Source organism: Mucilaginibacter corticis, from assembly GCF_007558865.1.
GTDB lineage: Bacteria > Bacteroidota > Bacteroidia > Sphingobacteriales > Sphingobacteriaceae > Mucilaginibacter > Mucilaginibacter corticis.
Window position 1 is genome coordinate 88,913 of record NZ_VLPK01000001.1, and the last position, 15,396, is coordinate 104,308.

16 protein-coding genes are annotated in these 15,396 nt (G+C 42.2%); 3 read left to right on the top strand and 13 right to left on the bottom strand.

Annotation, left to right across the window (positions count from 1 at the left end; genetic code table 11):
* Positions 1–140: 140 nt before the first annotated feature.
* Positions 141–395: a 30S ribosomal protein S20 gene (gene rpsT, locus FO440_RS00320; RefSeq protein ID WP_144246242.1), complete on the bottom strand. Its 255-nt coding sequence runs from the start codon at positions 393–395 to the stop codon at positions 141–143.
* A gap of 247 nt (positions 396–642) precedes the next feature.
* Here rpsT and FO440_RS00325 point away from each other — a divergent pair, with 247 nt between their 5' ends.
* Positions 643–963 (top strand): hypothetical protein, encoded by a 321-nt coding sequence (locus FO440_RS00325; RefSeq protein ID WP_144246243.1) that lies wholly within the window; start codon positions 643–645, stop codon positions 961–963.
* 1 nt (position 964) lies between these two features.
* On the opposite strand, the gene FO440_RS00330 is transcribed toward FO440_RS00325, so the two are convergent.
* On the bottom strand, positions 965–1,669 hold the full coding sequence (locus tag FO440_RS00330; RefSeq protein WP_144246244.1) for a hypothetical protein: 705 nt from the start codon (positions 1,667–1,669) through the stop codon (positions 965–967).
* A gap of 73 nt (positions 1,670–1,742) precedes the next feature.
* Between FO440_RS00330 and FO440_RS00335 the strand changes: the two genes are divergently transcribed.
* A complete protein-coding gene (locus FO440_RS00335) occupies positions 1,743–2,699 on the top strand; it encodes a zinc dependent phospholipase C family protein (protein WP_144246245.1) in 957 nt (318 codons plus the stop codon).
* 10 nt (positions 2,700–2,709) lie between these two features.
* Complete coding sequence (locus tag FO440_RS00340; protein ID WP_144246246.1) at positions 2,710–3,417, top strand: TMEM175 family protein; 708 nt, start codon at positions 2,710–2,712, stop codon at positions 3,415–3,417.
* A gap of 10 nt (positions 3,418–3,427) precedes the next feature.
* On the opposite strand, the gene FO440_RS00345 is transcribed toward FO440_RS00340, so the two are convergent.
* From FO440_RS00345 to eno, 11 genes are all read right to left on the bottom strand, one after another.
* Positions 3,428–4,066 carry a VTT domain-containing protein gene (locus tag FO440_RS00345; RefSeq protein ID WP_144246247.1) on the bottom strand — a complete coding sequence of 213 codons (639 nt, stop codon included), beginning with the start codon at positions 4,064–4,066 and terminating at the stop codon, positions 3,428–3,430.
* 50 nt (positions 4,067–4,116) lie between these two features.
* Complete coding sequence (locus FO440_RS00350) at positions 4,117–4,836, bottom strand: DUF4397 domain-containing protein (RefSeq protein ID WP_144246248.1); 720 nt, start codon at positions 4,834–4,836, stop codon at positions 4,117–4,119.
* Between the two features lie 10 nt (positions 4,837–4,846).
* The gene (locus FO440_RS00355; RefSeq protein WP_144246249.1) at positions 4,847–5,524 is read right to left on the bottom strand and encodes a DUF4397 domain-containing protein; all 678 of its coding nucleotides are present in this window, start codon (positions 5,522–5,524) and stop codon (positions 4,847–4,849) included.
* 113 nt (positions 5,525–5,637) lie between these two features.
* Positions 5,638–6,762, bottom strand: coding sequence for a DNA polymerase III subunit beta (dnaN, locus tag FO440_RS00360; RefSeq protein WP_144246250.1), 1,125 nt, complete (start codon positions 6,760–6,762; stop codon positions 5,638–5,640).
* Positions 6,763–6,799: 37 nt separating this feature from the next.
* On the bottom strand, positions 6,800–9,199 hold the full coding sequence (gldG, locus tag FO440_RS00365; protein ID WP_144246251.1) for a gliding motility-associated ABC transporter substrate-binding protein GldG: 2,400 nt from the start codon (positions 9,197–9,199) through the stop codon (positions 6,800–6,802).
* Positions 9,200–9,268: 69 nt separating this feature from the next.
* Positions 9,269–9,787, bottom strand: a complete 519-nt coding sequence (locus FO440_RS00370; protein WP_144246252.1) for an outer membrane beta-barrel protein — start codon at positions 9,785–9,787, stop codon at positions 9,269–9,271.
* 102 nt (positions 9,788–9,889) lie between these two features.
* On the bottom strand, positions 9,890–10,402 hold the full coding sequence (locus FO440_RS00375; protein WP_144246253.1) for a hypothetical protein: 513 nt from the start codon (positions 10,400–10,402) through the stop codon (positions 9,890–9,892).
* A 70-nt stretch (positions 10,403–10,472) separates the two neighbouring features.
* Positions 10,473–11,180, bottom strand: a complete 708-nt coding sequence (locus FO440_RS00380) for an ATP-binding cassette domain-containing protein (protein WP_144246254.1) — start codon at positions 11,178–11,180, stop codon at positions 10,473–10,475.
* A gap of 621 nt (positions 11,181–11,801) precedes the next feature.
* The gene (locus FO440_RS00385) at positions 11,802–12,098 is read right to left on the bottom strand and encodes an FtsB family cell division protein (protein WP_144246255.1); all 297 of its coding nucleotides are present in this window, start codon (positions 12,096–12,098) and stop codon (positions 11,802–11,804) included.
* Positions 12,099–12,258: 160 nt separating this feature from the next.
* Positions 12,259–13,569, bottom strand: coding sequence for a DEAD/DEAH box helicase (locus FO440_RS00390; protein WP_144246256.1), 1,311 nt, complete (start codon positions 13,567–13,569; stop codon positions 12,259–12,261).
* Positions 13,570–13,998: 429 nt separating this feature from the next.
* Positions 13,999–15,294 (bottom strand): phosphopyruvate hydratase, encoded by a 1,296-nt coding sequence (gene eno / locus FO440_RS00395; RefSeq protein WP_144246257.1) that lies wholly within the window; start codon positions 15,292–15,294, stop codon positions 13,999–14,001.
* Between the last annotated feature and the right edge of the window lie 102 nt (positions 15,295–15,396).

Consider the following 15,396-nt stretch of genomic DNA (forward strand, 5'->3'; position numbering starts at 1 on the left):
CAGGATTATACTTGGCTAAATATAGCTATCCGATTTTGTTAATGAAAATAACAGGTATACTGAAAACTATAGTCCAACAAAAAAGGCGATAAGTTTTAAACTCATCGCCCTTTCAGGATAAATATTTTTTGGTTAGCTGATTAGCTTAACGTGTTTACAAATTTAGTAAGCTTCGATTTATTGTTTGAAGCTTTGTTTTTGTGGATAACGTTTTTCTTAGCTAAACGGTCAAGCATAGAGATCACTTTTGATAAAAGAGGAGCCGCGTCAGCTTTGCTGGTTGTGCTTCTCAATCTCTTGATAGCGTTTCTTGTAGTTTTAGCCTGGTAACGGTTACGTAAGCGCTTCGCAGCGTTAGCCCTGATCCTTTTTATTGATGATTTATGATTTGCCATTTTAGCTTGTTATTCTATTCGTTATTTAAGGACTGCAAATATAGAAGTTTTTATTTCAATGTCAAACACCTTTTTTAAAATATTTTTAGCTAAGGTTTTTCACATGTTATTTGTTTTCAAAGGTATCCAACAAAGCTTTGCCTTATAGGTTATAAATATTAATATGATAATAATTATTATTCTTAAAATCCTTTAATCTTAAAAATCATAGTTAATTTTACCTACATCCACCATCAACATTATCCTTATGAAACAAAAATTTCATTACGCCACCATCACCGAAGCGATAGAAAAGCTAAAAGAACAAGGCTTTACGCTTGATTTTAACTTGCACCAAAACCGATTTAAAGTTGGCGAACAGGAATACCCTGCTGATGAATTTGAAATTGTCGACCTGTACCGCTACGAAGGCCCGTCTGACCCTGCTGATGAAGCCACCGTTTACGCGCTGGCAAATAACGCGGGTGTTAAAGGGATACTGGTAACCGGCTACGGCGCGTCGGCCGACGAGGAATCAGAAGAAGCGTTGAAACATCTGCATTATAAATACCAGCAGGGCCAGCAATAAACTATTTTTTGATCATACTGTAAAGTAAATTTGGTTCCATTTGTATCTTCGGATCGTCTGCATTTAAAAGTATAATATAAAGTGACTTGTCTTTTTTTATAAAAGCAGTCTGTATTTGTGATAGTTTTTTATCGCCGGTTGCAACAATATCATATGGCTCATCATCGTACCTTATTGAAAACGAATCAAAACTATAGGAGTAGCAATAAACATTACCAGACTCCATGACCGTATTCATAATACCTCCATTAAAGTCGAAATGGACAGTTGATGCCATAATTTCTTTTCCCGCCTTTAAGTTTATCGTCATACTGTTATTTGAGGGCAAGGACGAATAAACCGCATTCATTCGTTGGTTTGAAGTCTCGTTTTTCAAATTCAATATTTGGTGTAAACTTAAATTATGTAAAAGGCGCACCTTGATCACAATAACCTGAAATTTATTATCATACACATAAGTTGATACAGGTTCGCGATTCCGCGTTTTTAATGTTCTGTTTATTTGTAATTTGTTTCGGGCTTCTTTGGTAAAGAGTGTATCAAATTCAGGCAATGAAATTTTTGCTGATACAGATTGGTCGCTAACAGCTATATAAATCATATTACCAAATATTATCGCCAAAATAAGCCCTAAAACAATAAGCATTCTTTTCCACGAGCTTGATTTTAATGGCACAGTACTATGATTTCTTTTTATGGTTCGCACAGGTTGATAAGGTTAATTATCTAATTTAGGCTTATTAATTAAATTTTAACATACTAAATCAAATTATCTGATAATGAAAATATCCAGCAGGGTAATATGCGGCCTGTTAACCATACTACTTTGCTCTTCCTGGGGATTTTTTGCGCATTACCGCATTAACCGGCTGGCCGTTTTCACGCTGCCTAAGGCAATGGCCGGCTTTTATAAAGCCAACATAGGTTTTATTACAGAACATGCCATCAGCGCGGATAAACGGCGTTATGTCGATTCGCTTGAGGCACCCCGACATTATTTAAACGCCGACCATTACGGTAAAAACCCTTTCAGACTGATCCCCGAACGCTGGAAAGATGCCGTGGTAAAATATTCTGAAGATACCCTTAACAAATACGGCACGGTGCCCTGGTCTATTCAATACAACTATTATAAACTGGTAAACGCTTTTAAAGCTCATGATACAACGGGCATATTAACCGCGTCGGCCAATTTGGGGCATTACGTTGCCGATGCGCATGTACCGCTGCACCTCACCCAAAATTACGACGGGCAGCTTACCAATCAAAACGGATTGCACGCACTGTGGGAAAGCCGTATCCCCGAACTTTTTGCGGCTAATTATAATTGCTATGCAGGCAAAGCGCGCTATATAGATAATCCGCTGAAAGAAGCTTTTAAGATCTGCCGCACTTCTTTTACCGAAGTTGATTCGGTTTTACGGCTACAGCGGGCGTTAAATAAAACTTTCCCGGCAGGTAAGAAATATGAAACGGTTATGCATGGCAAAAAAGCTATACAGGATTATTCTGTTGACTATTGCCGGGCTTACCAGGTTTTAATGAAAAATATGGAACAGCGGCGCATGCGGTCGGCTATACTGTCGGTGGGTAGTTTCTGGTATTCGGCATGGGTTGATGCAGGGCAGCCCGACCTGAATAAATTGATAAAACAACCTTTAAGTACCGGCGAGATGCACAAAATACAAAAAGAAGAAGCTATTTTTAAGTCAGGTAAAATAGCACCGTTCAATTAACTGATGTTTTATGAGAGCAAAAGCAGCGTCGAAATTAAATGCGGGTGATAGTATTAAGTGGCGCAGCCATGAGCCGTCGCGCATTGAAACCTTTAGCGACGCGGCATTCGCGTTTGCATTAACGCTTATCATCGTATCAATAGAAGTGCCCAAAACCTTTCATGACCTGATGGAAACCATGAAGGGTACATTAAGCTTCGCGCTGTGTTTTGCCATATTGTTCAACATCTGGAACAGCCAGAACATTTTCTTCAGGCGCTACGGGCTGAACGACAAATTCACCGTCACCATCAATGCGGTATTGTTATTTGTGGTGTTGATATATACCTATCCCTTAAAGTTTTTATTTGAATTGCTCACCGCCGACGACGCAAAGCAAAGCCTGATGATAAAAAGTGATGATATCCGGGAGCTGATGTTAATATATAGCGCAGGCTTTTGTGCTATATATATTTTATTTTACCTGATGTACCGCCACGTGTTAAAGTTTATAGACGAACTGCAGCTTACCCCGGCCGAGGTTTATCAAACCAAAACAGTAACTACAATGAACCTGCTATGCGTAGGTATTTGTTTATTGTCGGTAACTTTTGCACTTATATTCCGGTCAATTGCGGGATTTTCGGGCTACATATTTTTCCTTTTCCCAATCGCTTACTCCACCTGGTTTAGCTACCGCGGCAAAAAAAAGAGGGCATTATTTCCTAAAGAAGATTAGCAGGCACTGCTTATTTTTTCCTGCTTCTAATCGCTGCTATTATCGGCGGGATAACCGACACTAAAATTATGGCGATACCGATCAGCGAAAAATGAGCCTTGAAGAAAGGAACGTTGCCCAGCATATATCCCGCAAAAAGGAAAAGAATAATCCATGAGGCACCGCCGACAATGTTGTACAGGCTGTAACGTAAAAACGGCATACGCCCTACCCCGGCAACAAACGGCGCAATGGTACGTATTATAGGCATAAAACGGCTAAAAATTACAGCCTTGCCGCCATGCTTGTCAAAAAACGCTTTGGTTTGCAGGTAGTAATCCAGTTTGAGTACTTTGTTGTTCTCCTTAAATACTTTTGGCCCCAGGTAGTTACCTAATAAATAATTTACCGTATTACCTGAAACCGCGGCACAGATCAGTATCAGTGCCAGCAAATAAATCTCTAATCCTGATTGTCCGCCGGCTATTAAGGCGCCTGCGGCAAAGAGTAACGAGTCGCCGGGTAAAAACGGGGTAACCACAAAACCTGTTTCGGCAAAAATAATGGCGAAGAGTATTAAATACGTCCATCCCTGATACTGGCTGGTAATTTGTACCAGGTGCTTATCAATGTGGATGATAAAATCAAGTATTGCTTTAAGGATTTCCAAGAGATCAATTTTTGGGCAAAAATATAAATATATATGGTAAAGCTACCTGTTTACCTGTTATTTATAATACCCATGCCAAAAGCTACGGAGTCTGCCCCGTTAACTACACCACGGCAATACAGGGTGTATAGTTTGCCATCAACAATAGTCACCGACTGAAAGTTTGAGATAATGGTTGATGTACCGCTGGGCTTTACCTTGAAATTATAATTACCGGCAGGCAACTCAACAAATTTTGAAACACTTTTATAAGCACTTGCCTTAAATGCCAGTGTATCATTAGCGGTTATATCAAGCATACCCGATCCCGGCGAGGCATTAACAAAACGCACCTTACCGCGCCCTGTTGTTGGATTAACCGCGGTGTCGACAGTAAATATTGATGTAACTGTATTAGTGGTTCGTAAACCGGTTACAAACAGTGTATATTTAAAATTTGGCTTAAACACAACGCTATCTATATTTACCAGGTTGACTGTTGAAATAACAGATGAGTATGACCTGATTTGTATAGGCGGATTAATATTGGTGAGCGAGAAATATCCTGATGGGGTTGGATAAGTGAACCCGCCCGTACTTTGCTGGATTAAACCAACATACAAGTTAACAGGCTGCAGATCCGGGCTTAGGTTAACTACCTGCATCAGTATTTTTGCCGATGATGGGGTAACAGAACCCGCTTTCTTGCCGCAAGATGCTATAAATGGCACTACCATTATACCCGCAAAGCATAAAGACAAAAACACCATTACTTTATTTTTTTCAGCCATTGTTTTAATTTTACTGCATTGGCAAAATACGTGCGCCAAACGCGTTGATCCCTGTGCCGCTTAATGTCCCTTTGGTAAATAGCGTATAGTAGGCGCCATTGGTAAGCGTTATACTACCCGAAAGGCGTTTCGTAGTATCACTACCCATTCTTACTGCTAATGAAACTTTGCCGCTGCGTACTACCGCAAATGGTGTTGCCGACTTAAACGGCACTGCGGTAAAATTAGTAGTATCATTATTAATAGCAATATTCAATACATCATCAACCGGTGATGCATTTACAAACCTTACATAAGCAATGTTTTTGCTGGTATCGCTGATAAAATTATTCTCTAACAGAAATACCTTGTCAACAGATTCGCCTGCAATAAACATGGTATAATCGATAGAATCCCTAATGGTAAATGGGGCATCAATAAAGGCGTTGGGGTTACCTGCCTTTTTAAATTGAAACCTTTCTGTACCAACATTAATAGGTATATCAAGGTACTGGCCAAGCGGGGTTAAATTTGAACCGATATTTAAACGCGTACCATTTTGGTAAAAGTTCACCGTATCGCCGGTAGCGTTAATTACCGTGATAACAGTTTTTTTATTGACAATTGGCAGGTCGCTGGCATTTTTATTACAGGCATACAAACCAATAACAGCAAGGGCAAAAAATAAAATTACAGCTTTGATATTCATAAATAACCAGATGTTATATAACTGCTTATTGTCGGTTTTGTTATCAGGGTTAACAAAAAAGTCCGGTTGTTAAGCCGGACTAAAGGTATAAGCTTTTTAATATATGATCAAAATTATGCGTAGCTGTTAAGCATTACCGGCATTACCAGCATCAAAACGTCTTCATTTTCGTCGCCGCCTTGTGGCAATAATAAGCCCGCGCGGTTAGGGGTCGACATCTCTAAGGATACCTCTTCGCCGCTTAAGTTCTTCAGCATTTCAATCAGGAAACGGGCGTTAAAGCCTATCTCCATATCCTCACCTTCGTACTGGCAACCTAAACGCTCATGTGCCTCGTTAGCAAAATCAATATCTTCTGATGAGATATGCAATTCGCTACCGGTAATTTTTAATCTTACCTGGTGCGTGGTTTTGTTAGCGTAAATAGCAACACGGCTTAACGAGCCTAAAAATGCCAAGCGGTCAATGCTTAATTTATTAGGGTTATTTAACGGGATAACCGCTTCATAATCCGGGTAACGCTCATCAATTAAGCGGCATACCAGGTTAATGTTGTTAAATTTAAAAAACGCGCTGGTGCTGTTATACTCTACCGATACATTAACATCATCCGTAGGTAAAGCAGATTTAAGCAGTGTCAAAGCCTTTTTTGGTAATATGAATGATGTGGTCGAATCGGCCTTGGCATCTAACCTGCGGTAGCGTACCAGCTTATGTGCATCGGTAGCTACAAAGGTTAGGTACTGGCTTGACAATTGGCAATAAACGCCTGTCATGGCCGGGCGCAGTTCGTCATTACTTACCGCGAATATGGTTTTGTTAATAGCCTCCGCCAAAACAGATGCAGGCAGGTTAACAGACGAAGCATTTTCAACAGTAGGGATCTTCGGGAAATCCTCGCCGTTTTCGCCGCTTAATTTATATTTTCCGTCGCCTGCATTTATCTCAATGGCAAACGTGGCATCATCAACAGAGAAAGCCACCGGCTGCTCAGGCAATGATTTTAAAGTATCTAACAAGATCCGTGACGGGATAGCAATTCTGCCGCTTTCTTTAGCTTCAACAGTTAAAGAGGTGGTCATGCTGGTTTGCAGATCGGTAGCAGAAATGGTTAAGTTTCCATCTTTTATCTCAAACAAAAAGTTTTCCAGTATAGGCAATACGGTACTGTTGCTCAATGCACCGCTTACAGACTGCAATTGCTTAAGTAATGTTGATGTAGAAACTATGAATCTCATATATAAATTTGGTGTTAATTATTCAAAAGTATAAAATTTAATGAGCATACTTTCGCTTGCGTGTATAATGTTGAAAAATAGCAAATATTAACACTAATAGCAAGGGCAGCGTTGTATTTATAATCTGCCAATATAATTTTTCATTACGTACACGGGCACGGTTAAGCAGGCGCAATTTGATCTCTTTATTACGCAGCGATATCAGGCCCGAGTCGTCGGTCATGTAGTCGGCAATGTTAAGCAGCAGGTTTTTATTGCCAAAGTTTTGGCGGGTATAATGGTCATAACCCAAGGGATACGGCGAGCCATCGGCAGCTACCTGGTTCTTAAATACATCGCCATCGCTTATTACAATCATTTTTGTTGGCTGGCTTTCGTTCTTTATCGTTACCGCCTGGCCAACGCTATCAGGTACCGGGCGGTTTTTAAAATCAGACATGAATTTTCCCTCCAGTAAAACCGCTGTAACCTTCGGCTCGCTTTGGAAAGCTTTGGGGTCAGGCTCCTGCTCAATGGCTTGCAGCGACAACAAGTGCGGGGCTTTTAATTTTTTATTATAAGGCGATGATGCCAGCAATACCGTTTTGTCAACATTACGGGTATCCAGTATATCAATAGTGCTTACAAACTGCCCGGCAATGCCATCAAGGTTTTTCACTATAGGATGTTTAGCCAATGGCATAAATATGGGGTAAAACAGCCAGGGCACCATCTGTATCTGCGCCTGTCCGCCAATGTTACCCGTACTGATGGGGATCTGCGCCGCGCTGATATCAGCTATCAGGTCATAATTAATGCGGATGCCATAAACAAATAGCTGATCATCCAAATTCAACTGTTTGGGGAAAGCCAATTCTTCACCGCCATGACCGCGCAGGCTATCCAGTTCGGCATTAACCTGGTCTATCGTCCATACTATCTTGCCGCCCCGCATTAGGTATTGGTCCAGCTTAAATTTTTCAGCTTCGGTAAAAGGCTTGTTGGGCTTGGGCACTATCACCATCTTGATCTTCATCAGGCTATCAAACGGAATGGTCTTTAGCTCAACCCTACCCACTTCAAACCCGTCGGACAGGGATTTCATGGCATCATTTAATTGCACATCCGTCAGCTCGCCATGCCCGCTGGTGAAGGCTATTTGCGGCTTGCCGCCCCTGGTTACTTTTTTAATGGCCGACGTAAAAGCGTATTCAAGGTTTTGGATAGAATTATTTAAAACCTCGTCGGCCGTAAGGCCCATTTGTGTTTGCTGGTACAATAATTTAACCGGCACTTCTTTGCCGTTAGCTGATACCAAAGCTGCCGGGAAGATGGTCTTTTGCGTTACCCCATCGTCCGTTTTCACACTTAATGCTGTCGGCTCGATACCACGCGATTGCAGATCATTAATGGTTTGGTCCTGCTGCTCGGGCGCTATGCCTTTAAGCGGATCTATAAACTCAAACTGTAGTTTATGGTGGCTGTAAGCCTGCAGATCGCTCAGCATATCGTTGGTTGCGCGTTGCAGGCGTTTCATACCGCCGGTAAGGTCACCCTGCAAATACACGGTTACTTTTATTGGTGCAGGCAGGCTATCTAATATTTTACGGCTGATAGGCGATATGGTGTAGCGGCCTTCTTTTGTAAAATCGATACGGGTAAAAGCAAAATTGGTAAATACGCCTACACAAACTATAATGACCAACGCGTAAACGGTGATTTTTTTATCGATACCTTTTTGCTGTTGTTTTAAAAGCGCGAAGAGCGTTAGCCATAAAAACACCGCTGTAAGCAAAACAAAATAAGCCAGGTCGCGGGTATCTAAAACGCCACGGCTGATGGATTGGTAGTGTTCATTAATACCCAGCGACTGCACGCCAAGGCTCTGCAGCGAAAGTAATCCACTTAGCGAATCAAATCCGCTGTAAAAAAAGAAACAAAGAAAAATAGCGACGGTAAAAGCAATGATCTGATTTTTAGTAATGGCCGACGCGAACAGTCCGATAGCCGTAAACGCGGCACCCAGTAAAAACAAACCTATGTATGAGCCGATAACCGCCCCGCTATCGATATTACCCTGCGGCGTACCCAGTACATAAACCGAATAGTAATAAATAAGTGTAGGCACTAACGCGAAAAGCACCAGCAATACAGCGGCAAAATATTTGCCTAAAACTATTTGCAGGTTGGTTAAGGGGCGGGTAAGTAAAAACTCAAAAGTACCCGCATTGCGTTCCTCGGCTAATGACCGCATGGTGATGGCCGGGATCAGGAACATGAACAGGTAAGGCGCGGTGCTGAAAAGGCTGTCTAACCCGGCATAGCCATAATCTAAAATAGATGAATCGGGGAAGACCCATAAAAACAAGCCCAATGCCAGCAAAAATACGCCGATAGTAACGTAAGCTACTAATGAGCTGAGGTAAGCCGTTATTTCTTTTTTGAGGATATGATACACTACGAAACCTTGAACGCCGAAATTACAATATTATTTGCTAATGCCGTGGCTACAACCTATTGAGTTATTTTAAAAAACATAAGCAATTCTTAAGGCTATTTGGCTAAAGGTAACACCACTTTGTGCCCAACCTTCGTAACGGAGGCCGATATCCGCATCTTTACTAAACCTAACGCCGACACCCGGGGCGTAAGCAAATTTTGTAACACCACCGCTTTGCGCCGCTATTGCCGACCCGGCCTGCGCCTCGCCATAAATTACATCATTAAAAAAGTATTTTAAGCCGGCTTTTAAAGGTATAAAGCCTTCGCCCGAATTAGTTTGTACATACCCTAAGCTTGATATCAGAACATCATTTTTGTAGGGGATATAAGTATATCCGCCCGAAACAGTTACCCATAACTTATTGCATATTGGGTGTTCATATTTTAATGAGCCGCCTATTACAAAGGTTGCTATGTTGCGTAAGTCGCCAACAGGTAAACCCGCGTCAACACCGATGCTGAACTTGCCGCCGTCGGCCTTTTGCGCAAAACTGTTTATAGTTATACCAAGCAATACTATTAATAAGAATAACGTTTTTTTCATTTGGTAAAAGATTAAAATTTTGAGTGCAATTTATAAAAACGTAGTAAATAAAAAAGGCTCCCGGTTTACCGGAAGCCCTTGTAATAATTAAATGTTTAAATTTTAGAAACTGTACGCTAAGCGTGCTGCAATTTGGCTAACTGTACCATTGTGCGACCAGCCTTCATAACGAACGCCAAGATCAACACCACCGCCAAAATCATAACCAATGCCCGGCGCATAAACAAAAGCAGTACCACCACCGCTTTGTGTACCAAAGGCAGCGCCTAATTGAGCTTCGCCATAAAACGACTCGGCAAAATTGTACTTGATACCTGCTTTTACCGGAACAAAACCGGCGTTAGGAACTTTTACGCTTACACCACCAAATGATACTGATTTACCCATAAAAGATGAATAACCAGCCGAGATAGTGAATGCGGTCGCATCTGCTATAGGCTGGGCATATTTTAATGAACCGCCAATAACAAAGTTGTAAGCATCTGAAGCATCACCAACAGGGAGGCCGGCTTCAACACCAATACTAAATTTACCACCATCATCTGATTTTTTCTGCGCAAAACTGCTTACTGAGACACCAGCAATTAATGCTACTGCTAACAAGAATTTTTTCATAACAAACTGAATTTAAGGTTTAAAAATTGTGAATTGTTTAAACAAATGTAAAAACATTATTTAAATCATACTATCTGTACGTTAATTTTACAAACATTTCTTCTAATGTGTTTACATTATTTTTACGCTTTAGATTTTCGGGCGTATCGTTTGTTACAATTTTTCCTTTGTTGATGATAATGACGTGGTCGCAAACCGCTTCCACTTCCTGCATGATGTGTGTAGATAAGATAATGGTTTTTGTTTTACCCAAGTCGAGTATTAACTGCCGTATGCCGATCAGCTGGTTTGGATCGAGGCCCGAAGTGGGTTCGTCCAATATCAATACCTGCGGGTCATGCAGGATCGCCTGCGCCAGGCCGATGCGTTGTTTATAGCCTTTTGATAGCTGACTTATCTTTTTGTGTTGCTCGGGGCCGAGTCCTGTTTGCTCAATAATATCGGCAATGCGTTTTTCCGGCTCATGAATCTGGTGGATACCTGCTACAAATGCCAGCGATTCCTTAACATACATATCTGTGTACAGCGCATTGCTTTCGGGCAGATAGCCTATGTTGCGTTTAACCTCAAGTGGCTGGGTGCTTACGTTAAAACCGCATACTTCGGCCGTGCCACTGGTTTGCGGAATAAAGCAGGTGAGGATCTTCATGGTGGTTGATTTGCCCGCGCCGTTTGGGCCTAAAAAGCCAAGCACACCCGGCCCGGTCTCAAAGCTGATGTTATCAACCGCCTTTTGTTCGCCATAAATTTTTGTTAAACCTGCAACCCTGATACTCATGGTTCAAATGTAGAAATTTGGAGGGATGATTTAAAACATTGCTGATTTAGTGTATTATCATAGTGATATTGTTAGCATGTCCGCTCTTGGCCGCGGATGGCTTTTACTTTTTGCTTGATCAAAAAGTAACAAAAACTAAGCGTAGCGACCTCATGAACACCTCAAAAACAAACAATAGGTGAATAAATCAAGTCAGCAAAGAGGCTTCTTTGCGCTCACGGCTTTTGCCCGGCAGTCCAGGTAAAACCTCGGGCCGCGCCTCTTTTGCCCCGCTGTCGCACCCACAAATCCCATGTTTCAGCAAAACCTGCGAATGCCCGTTCCTACGCACAAGGCCACCATTGTTTTACCTTCCCTCATCCGAAGCTTTTTTGCTGACATTTCGGTTATGAGCAATAATTTGTATCTGTACAAAATTCAAAAAAAAAAGCGCAAAGGCCGGTCAGGGCGCGCGGCCGGGAGTCTGGCCCTCGGCTGATGGCAGCGATCGGCCTGACTTGATTTTTTGGTTACTTTTGGATCAAGCCAAAAGTAACAGCCTTAGCGGCAATTGAGCGCTACAAAGCGACAAGTTGCGCTACAACAACACGTGGTATAGTTTACGACAGAAAAACTGTAGGCTTAGTCCTTCTTCTCTTTTACAATCACAAAAACATCCTCATTATCTTTACGCATGAGGTATTTTTCGCGAGCAAATTTTTCAAGCTTTTGCGGATTGGTGGTAAGCTCGTCAAGGTCCTTGGCAACCTTTGTGGTTTGCTCTTTATAAAAATCGCGTTCCTGTTTCAAATTGCTTACTTCCTGGTGGTACTGGTATTGCGACAACAGATCATTTTTATCAAAAAAAGTCATCCATACCACAAAAGCCACCGTTACCAGGAAAAATTTATTTCTGAAAAGGTCTACCAACCGTTGCATATTGTTGAACACGTAATTTTATTTAAAGCTATTTAAAAAATTTAACTGATGCAAATATGCTTATTAACTTGTTAACAGATTTGCAGAGATTAGTTAATTAGTGATTAGAGATTAGGTTTTATAGCGATGGGTTTAAAACCCATCGCTATGGTTTGCCTAATTATCTGCGTTTCCCGCCACTAAGGTTACCTTCGGCCGAACGGTTATTGCCGCCACCGCCCCCCGGGCGTTTGGGCCTGTCGGCACGGCCAAAGCCGCGGCCTCTTTTTTGTCCGCCGCCTTTGCCTTTTGGTTTGTCCTGGCTTGCGGCATGTTTAGCCACAATGCTTTGCGGACTCATCACATATGGGTGAGCATCATTAACCGGGATGTCCTTGCCTATCAGCTTATGGATATCCTTTAAAAAATCTATCTCTTCGGCATCGCAAAAAGTAAATGCTATACCGCTTGCCCCCGCCCTGCCGGTACGGCCAATGCGGTGTACATAGGTTTCGGGGATATTAGGGATCTCGTAATTAATTACGTGGGTCAGTTCGTCAATATCGATACCGCGGGCTGCAATATCGGTGGCGATTAAAACACGTGTGGTACGGTTTTTAAAGTTGGTTAAAGCCCGCTGGCGCGCGTTCTGCGATTTATTGCCGTGGATAGCCTCGGCCGTAATATTTAACTTATGCAGGTCCTTTACCACCTTATCGGCGCCATGTTTGGTACGGGTAAATACCAGCGCAGTTTTAATTTCTTTATCTTTTAAGATATGTGCCAGTAATGAACGCTTGTCGTTCTTCTCAACATAGTACAGCTCCTGCTGAATCGTATCGGCAGTTGACGATACCGGGGTAACCTCTACCTTTTCAGGATTAGTAAGGATAGAATCTGCCAGATGCTGAATTTCTTTAGGCATAGTGGCCGAAAAGAACAGCGTCTGCCTTTTTGCAGGCACCTTGGCAATTACCTTTTTAACATCGTTTACAAAACCCATGTCCAGCATACGGTCGGCCTCATCCAATACCAGCATTTTTATCTGGTCAAGGTGAACAAAGCGCTGGTTCATCAGGTCAAGCAAGCGGCCCGGTGTGGCAACCAAAATATCAACACCACGGCGCAAAGCATCAACCTGCGGATTTTGCGACACGCCACCATATATCACCAAATGTTTTAAACCGGTATGCCTGCCGTAAGCGGCAAGGCTCTCGTTTATTTGTATGGCCAGTTCGCGCGTTGGGGTAAGTATCAGCGCCTTGATGGTTTTTTGTTCTTTATGCTGCAGCCTGTCCTGGTAAAGCAGCTGTAAAATGGGTATAGAGAAAGCAGCCGTTTTACCCGTACCGGTTTGCGCGCAGCCTAAAAGGTCGCGGCGTTGCAGTACAATGGGTATGGCTTGTTCTTGTATGGGCGTGGGTGTAGTATATCCCTCTGTTTTTAAAGCCCTGAGGATCGGCTCAATTAATTTTAAATTTTCAAATGACATGTATTGTATCTTATAATTATGTGCTAACGCGATTGCATAGCGGATCTGAAGAGTTGTCGGTGATCAAAACCGTAAAGCTAACGGGTATTTATTGGTACAAAGATACGGTTTTTTATTTGGTCTAAATGGTGGATAAAAATTGGTTAGTTATTTCGGTCGCGCGGGGACTCACCCAATCTGCGCTTCGCTGGACCTGCCCTCTCTTCCGCAAGCGGGAAAGAGGGCTTTTTTTTAACCACCCTCTTATTACTTCTATTACTTGCGCTCGTTTGCAACGAGTGCTTAAGCTGGTTTTGAGATTGCATCTCGTCAACCGCATCGCAGATGCTAAAACATATTAAGCACTCGTTGCAAACGAGCGCAAGGTGGTGAACAAAAAAGGCCCTGATAAAATCAGAGCCTTTAACCTTTTAGCTTTTGCCTTTCAGCCTATTTTTTGTAATATTTAAACGCTTTACCTATAAATTTAGCGTTAGCGCCTAATTCTTCTTCAATACGCAATAACTGATTGTATTTAGCGATCCTGTCTGAACGTGAAGCCGAACCGGTTTTGATCTGGCCGCAGTTTAAAGCTACTGCTAAGTCGGCAATGGTAGCGTCTTCAGTTTCACCTGAGCGGTGGCTCATTACTGATGTATAGCTGCTAGTTTGCGCCAGGCTAACCGCGTTGATGGTTTCTGTTAATGAACCAATTTGATTAACTTTTACCAGGATTGAGTTCGCAGTATCGTTATCAATACCTTGTTGTAAGCGCAATACGTTGGTTACAAACAAATCATCACCTACTAATTGTACTTTATCGCCAATTTTTTCGGTTAAAATTTTCCAGCCGGCCCAATCGTCTTCGGCCATACCGTCTTCGATAGAGATGATCGGGTATTTTGCAGCTAGTTCAGCTAAATAATCAGCTTGTTGTTCGCTGGTGCGGATAGCGCCTTTATCGCCTTCAAATTTAGTATAATCGTATTTACCGTCTTTGTAAAACTCAGATGCCGCGCAATCAAACGCAAGGCAAATGTCAACACCCGGTTTGTAACCTGCTTTTTCAATGGCTTTTAAAATGGTTTCAACACCATCTTCGGTACCTTCAAAAGTTGGTGCAAAACCACCTTCGTCACCTACTGCTGTAGATAAACCGCGGTCATGTAAGATCTTTTTAAGGTTATGGAATACTTCAGTTCCCCAACGCAATGCTTCAGAGAAAGATGACGCGCCAACCGGCATGATCATAAACTCCTGGAACGCGATAGGCGCATCAGAGTGTGAACCACCGTTAACAATGTTCATCATCGGGATAGGCAATGTATTAGCGTTTACACCGCCAATGTAACGGTATAAAGGCTGGCGGCTCTCTTGCGCGGCAGCTTTAGCAGCAGCAAGCGATACACCTAATATGGCGTTAGCACCTAATTTACCTTTGTTTGGCGTACCATCAAGGTCTATCATGATCTGGTCAATGCTGTTTTGATCAAACACATCAACACCCTGTAATTCTTTAGCTATAATGTCGTTAACGTTCTCAACGGCTTTTAAAACGCCTTTGCCCATGTAAACGGCCTTGTCATTGTCACGCAACTCAACTGCCTCATGGATACCTGTTGATGCACCTGATGGTACTGCAGCGCGGCCTAAGAAGCCATTTTCGGTTAATACATCTACTTCAATAGTAGGGTTTCCGCGCGAATCAAGGATCTGGCGGGCGTGAACGTCAATTATTAAACTCATTTTTTCGTCGATTTATTCGGTTATGTATCTTAGTGTAAATAGTACACCCAAAACTTTTAGTTTTTCAAAGATACAATTTCCATTAAATAAGTGGCAAAATTG

Coding starts and splice junctions, on each gene's coding strand:
- rpsT (WP_144246242.1), bottom strand. CDS start 395: ATGGCAAATCATAAATCATCAATAAAAAGGATCAGGGCTAACGCTGCG.
- FO440_RS00325 (WP_144246243.1), top strand. CDS start 643: ATGAAACAAAAATTTCATTACGCCACCATCACCGAAGCGATAGAAAAG.
- FO440_RS00335 (WP_144246245.1), top strand. CDS start 1,743: ATGAAAATATCCAGCAGGGTAATATGCGGCCTGTTAACCATACTACTT.
- FO440_RS00340 (WP_144246246.1), top strand. CDS start 2,710: ATGAGAGCAAAAGCAGCGTCGAAATTAAATGCGGGTGATAGTATTAAG.
- FO440_RS00350 (WP_144246248.1), bottom strand. CDS start 4,836: ATGGCTGAAAAAAATAAAGTAATGGTGTTTTTGTCTTTATGCTTTGCG.
- FO440_RS00355 (WP_144246249.1), bottom strand. CDS start 5,524: ATGAATATCAAAGCTGTAATTTTATTTTTTGCCCTTGCTGTTATTGGT.
- dnaN (WP_144246250.1), bottom strand. CDS start 6,762: ATGAGATTCATAGTTTCTACATCAACATTACTTAAGCAATTGCAGTCT.
- FO440_RS00370 (WP_144246252.1), bottom strand. CDS start 9,787: ATGAAAAAAACGTTATTCTTATTAATAGTATTGCTTGGTATAACTATA.
- FO440_RS00375 (WP_144246253.1), bottom strand. CDS start 10,402: ATGAAAAAATTCTTGTTAGCAGTAGCATTAATTGCTGGTGTCTCAGTA.
- FO440_RS00380 (WP_144246254.1), bottom strand. CDS start 11,180: ATGAGTATCAGGGTTGCAGGTTTAACAAAAATTTATGGCGAACAAAAG.
- FO440_RS00385 (WP_144246255.1), bottom strand. CDS start 12,098: ATGCAACGGTTGGTAGACCTTTTCAGAAATAAATTTTTCCTGGTAACG.
- FO440_RS00390 (WP_144246256.1), bottom strand. CDS start 13,569: ATGTCATTTGAAAATTTAAAATTAATTGAGCCGATCCTCAGGGCTTTA.
- eno (WP_144246257.1), bottom strand. CDS start 15,294: ATGAGTTTAATAATTGACGTTCACGCCCGCCAGATCCTTGATTCGCGC.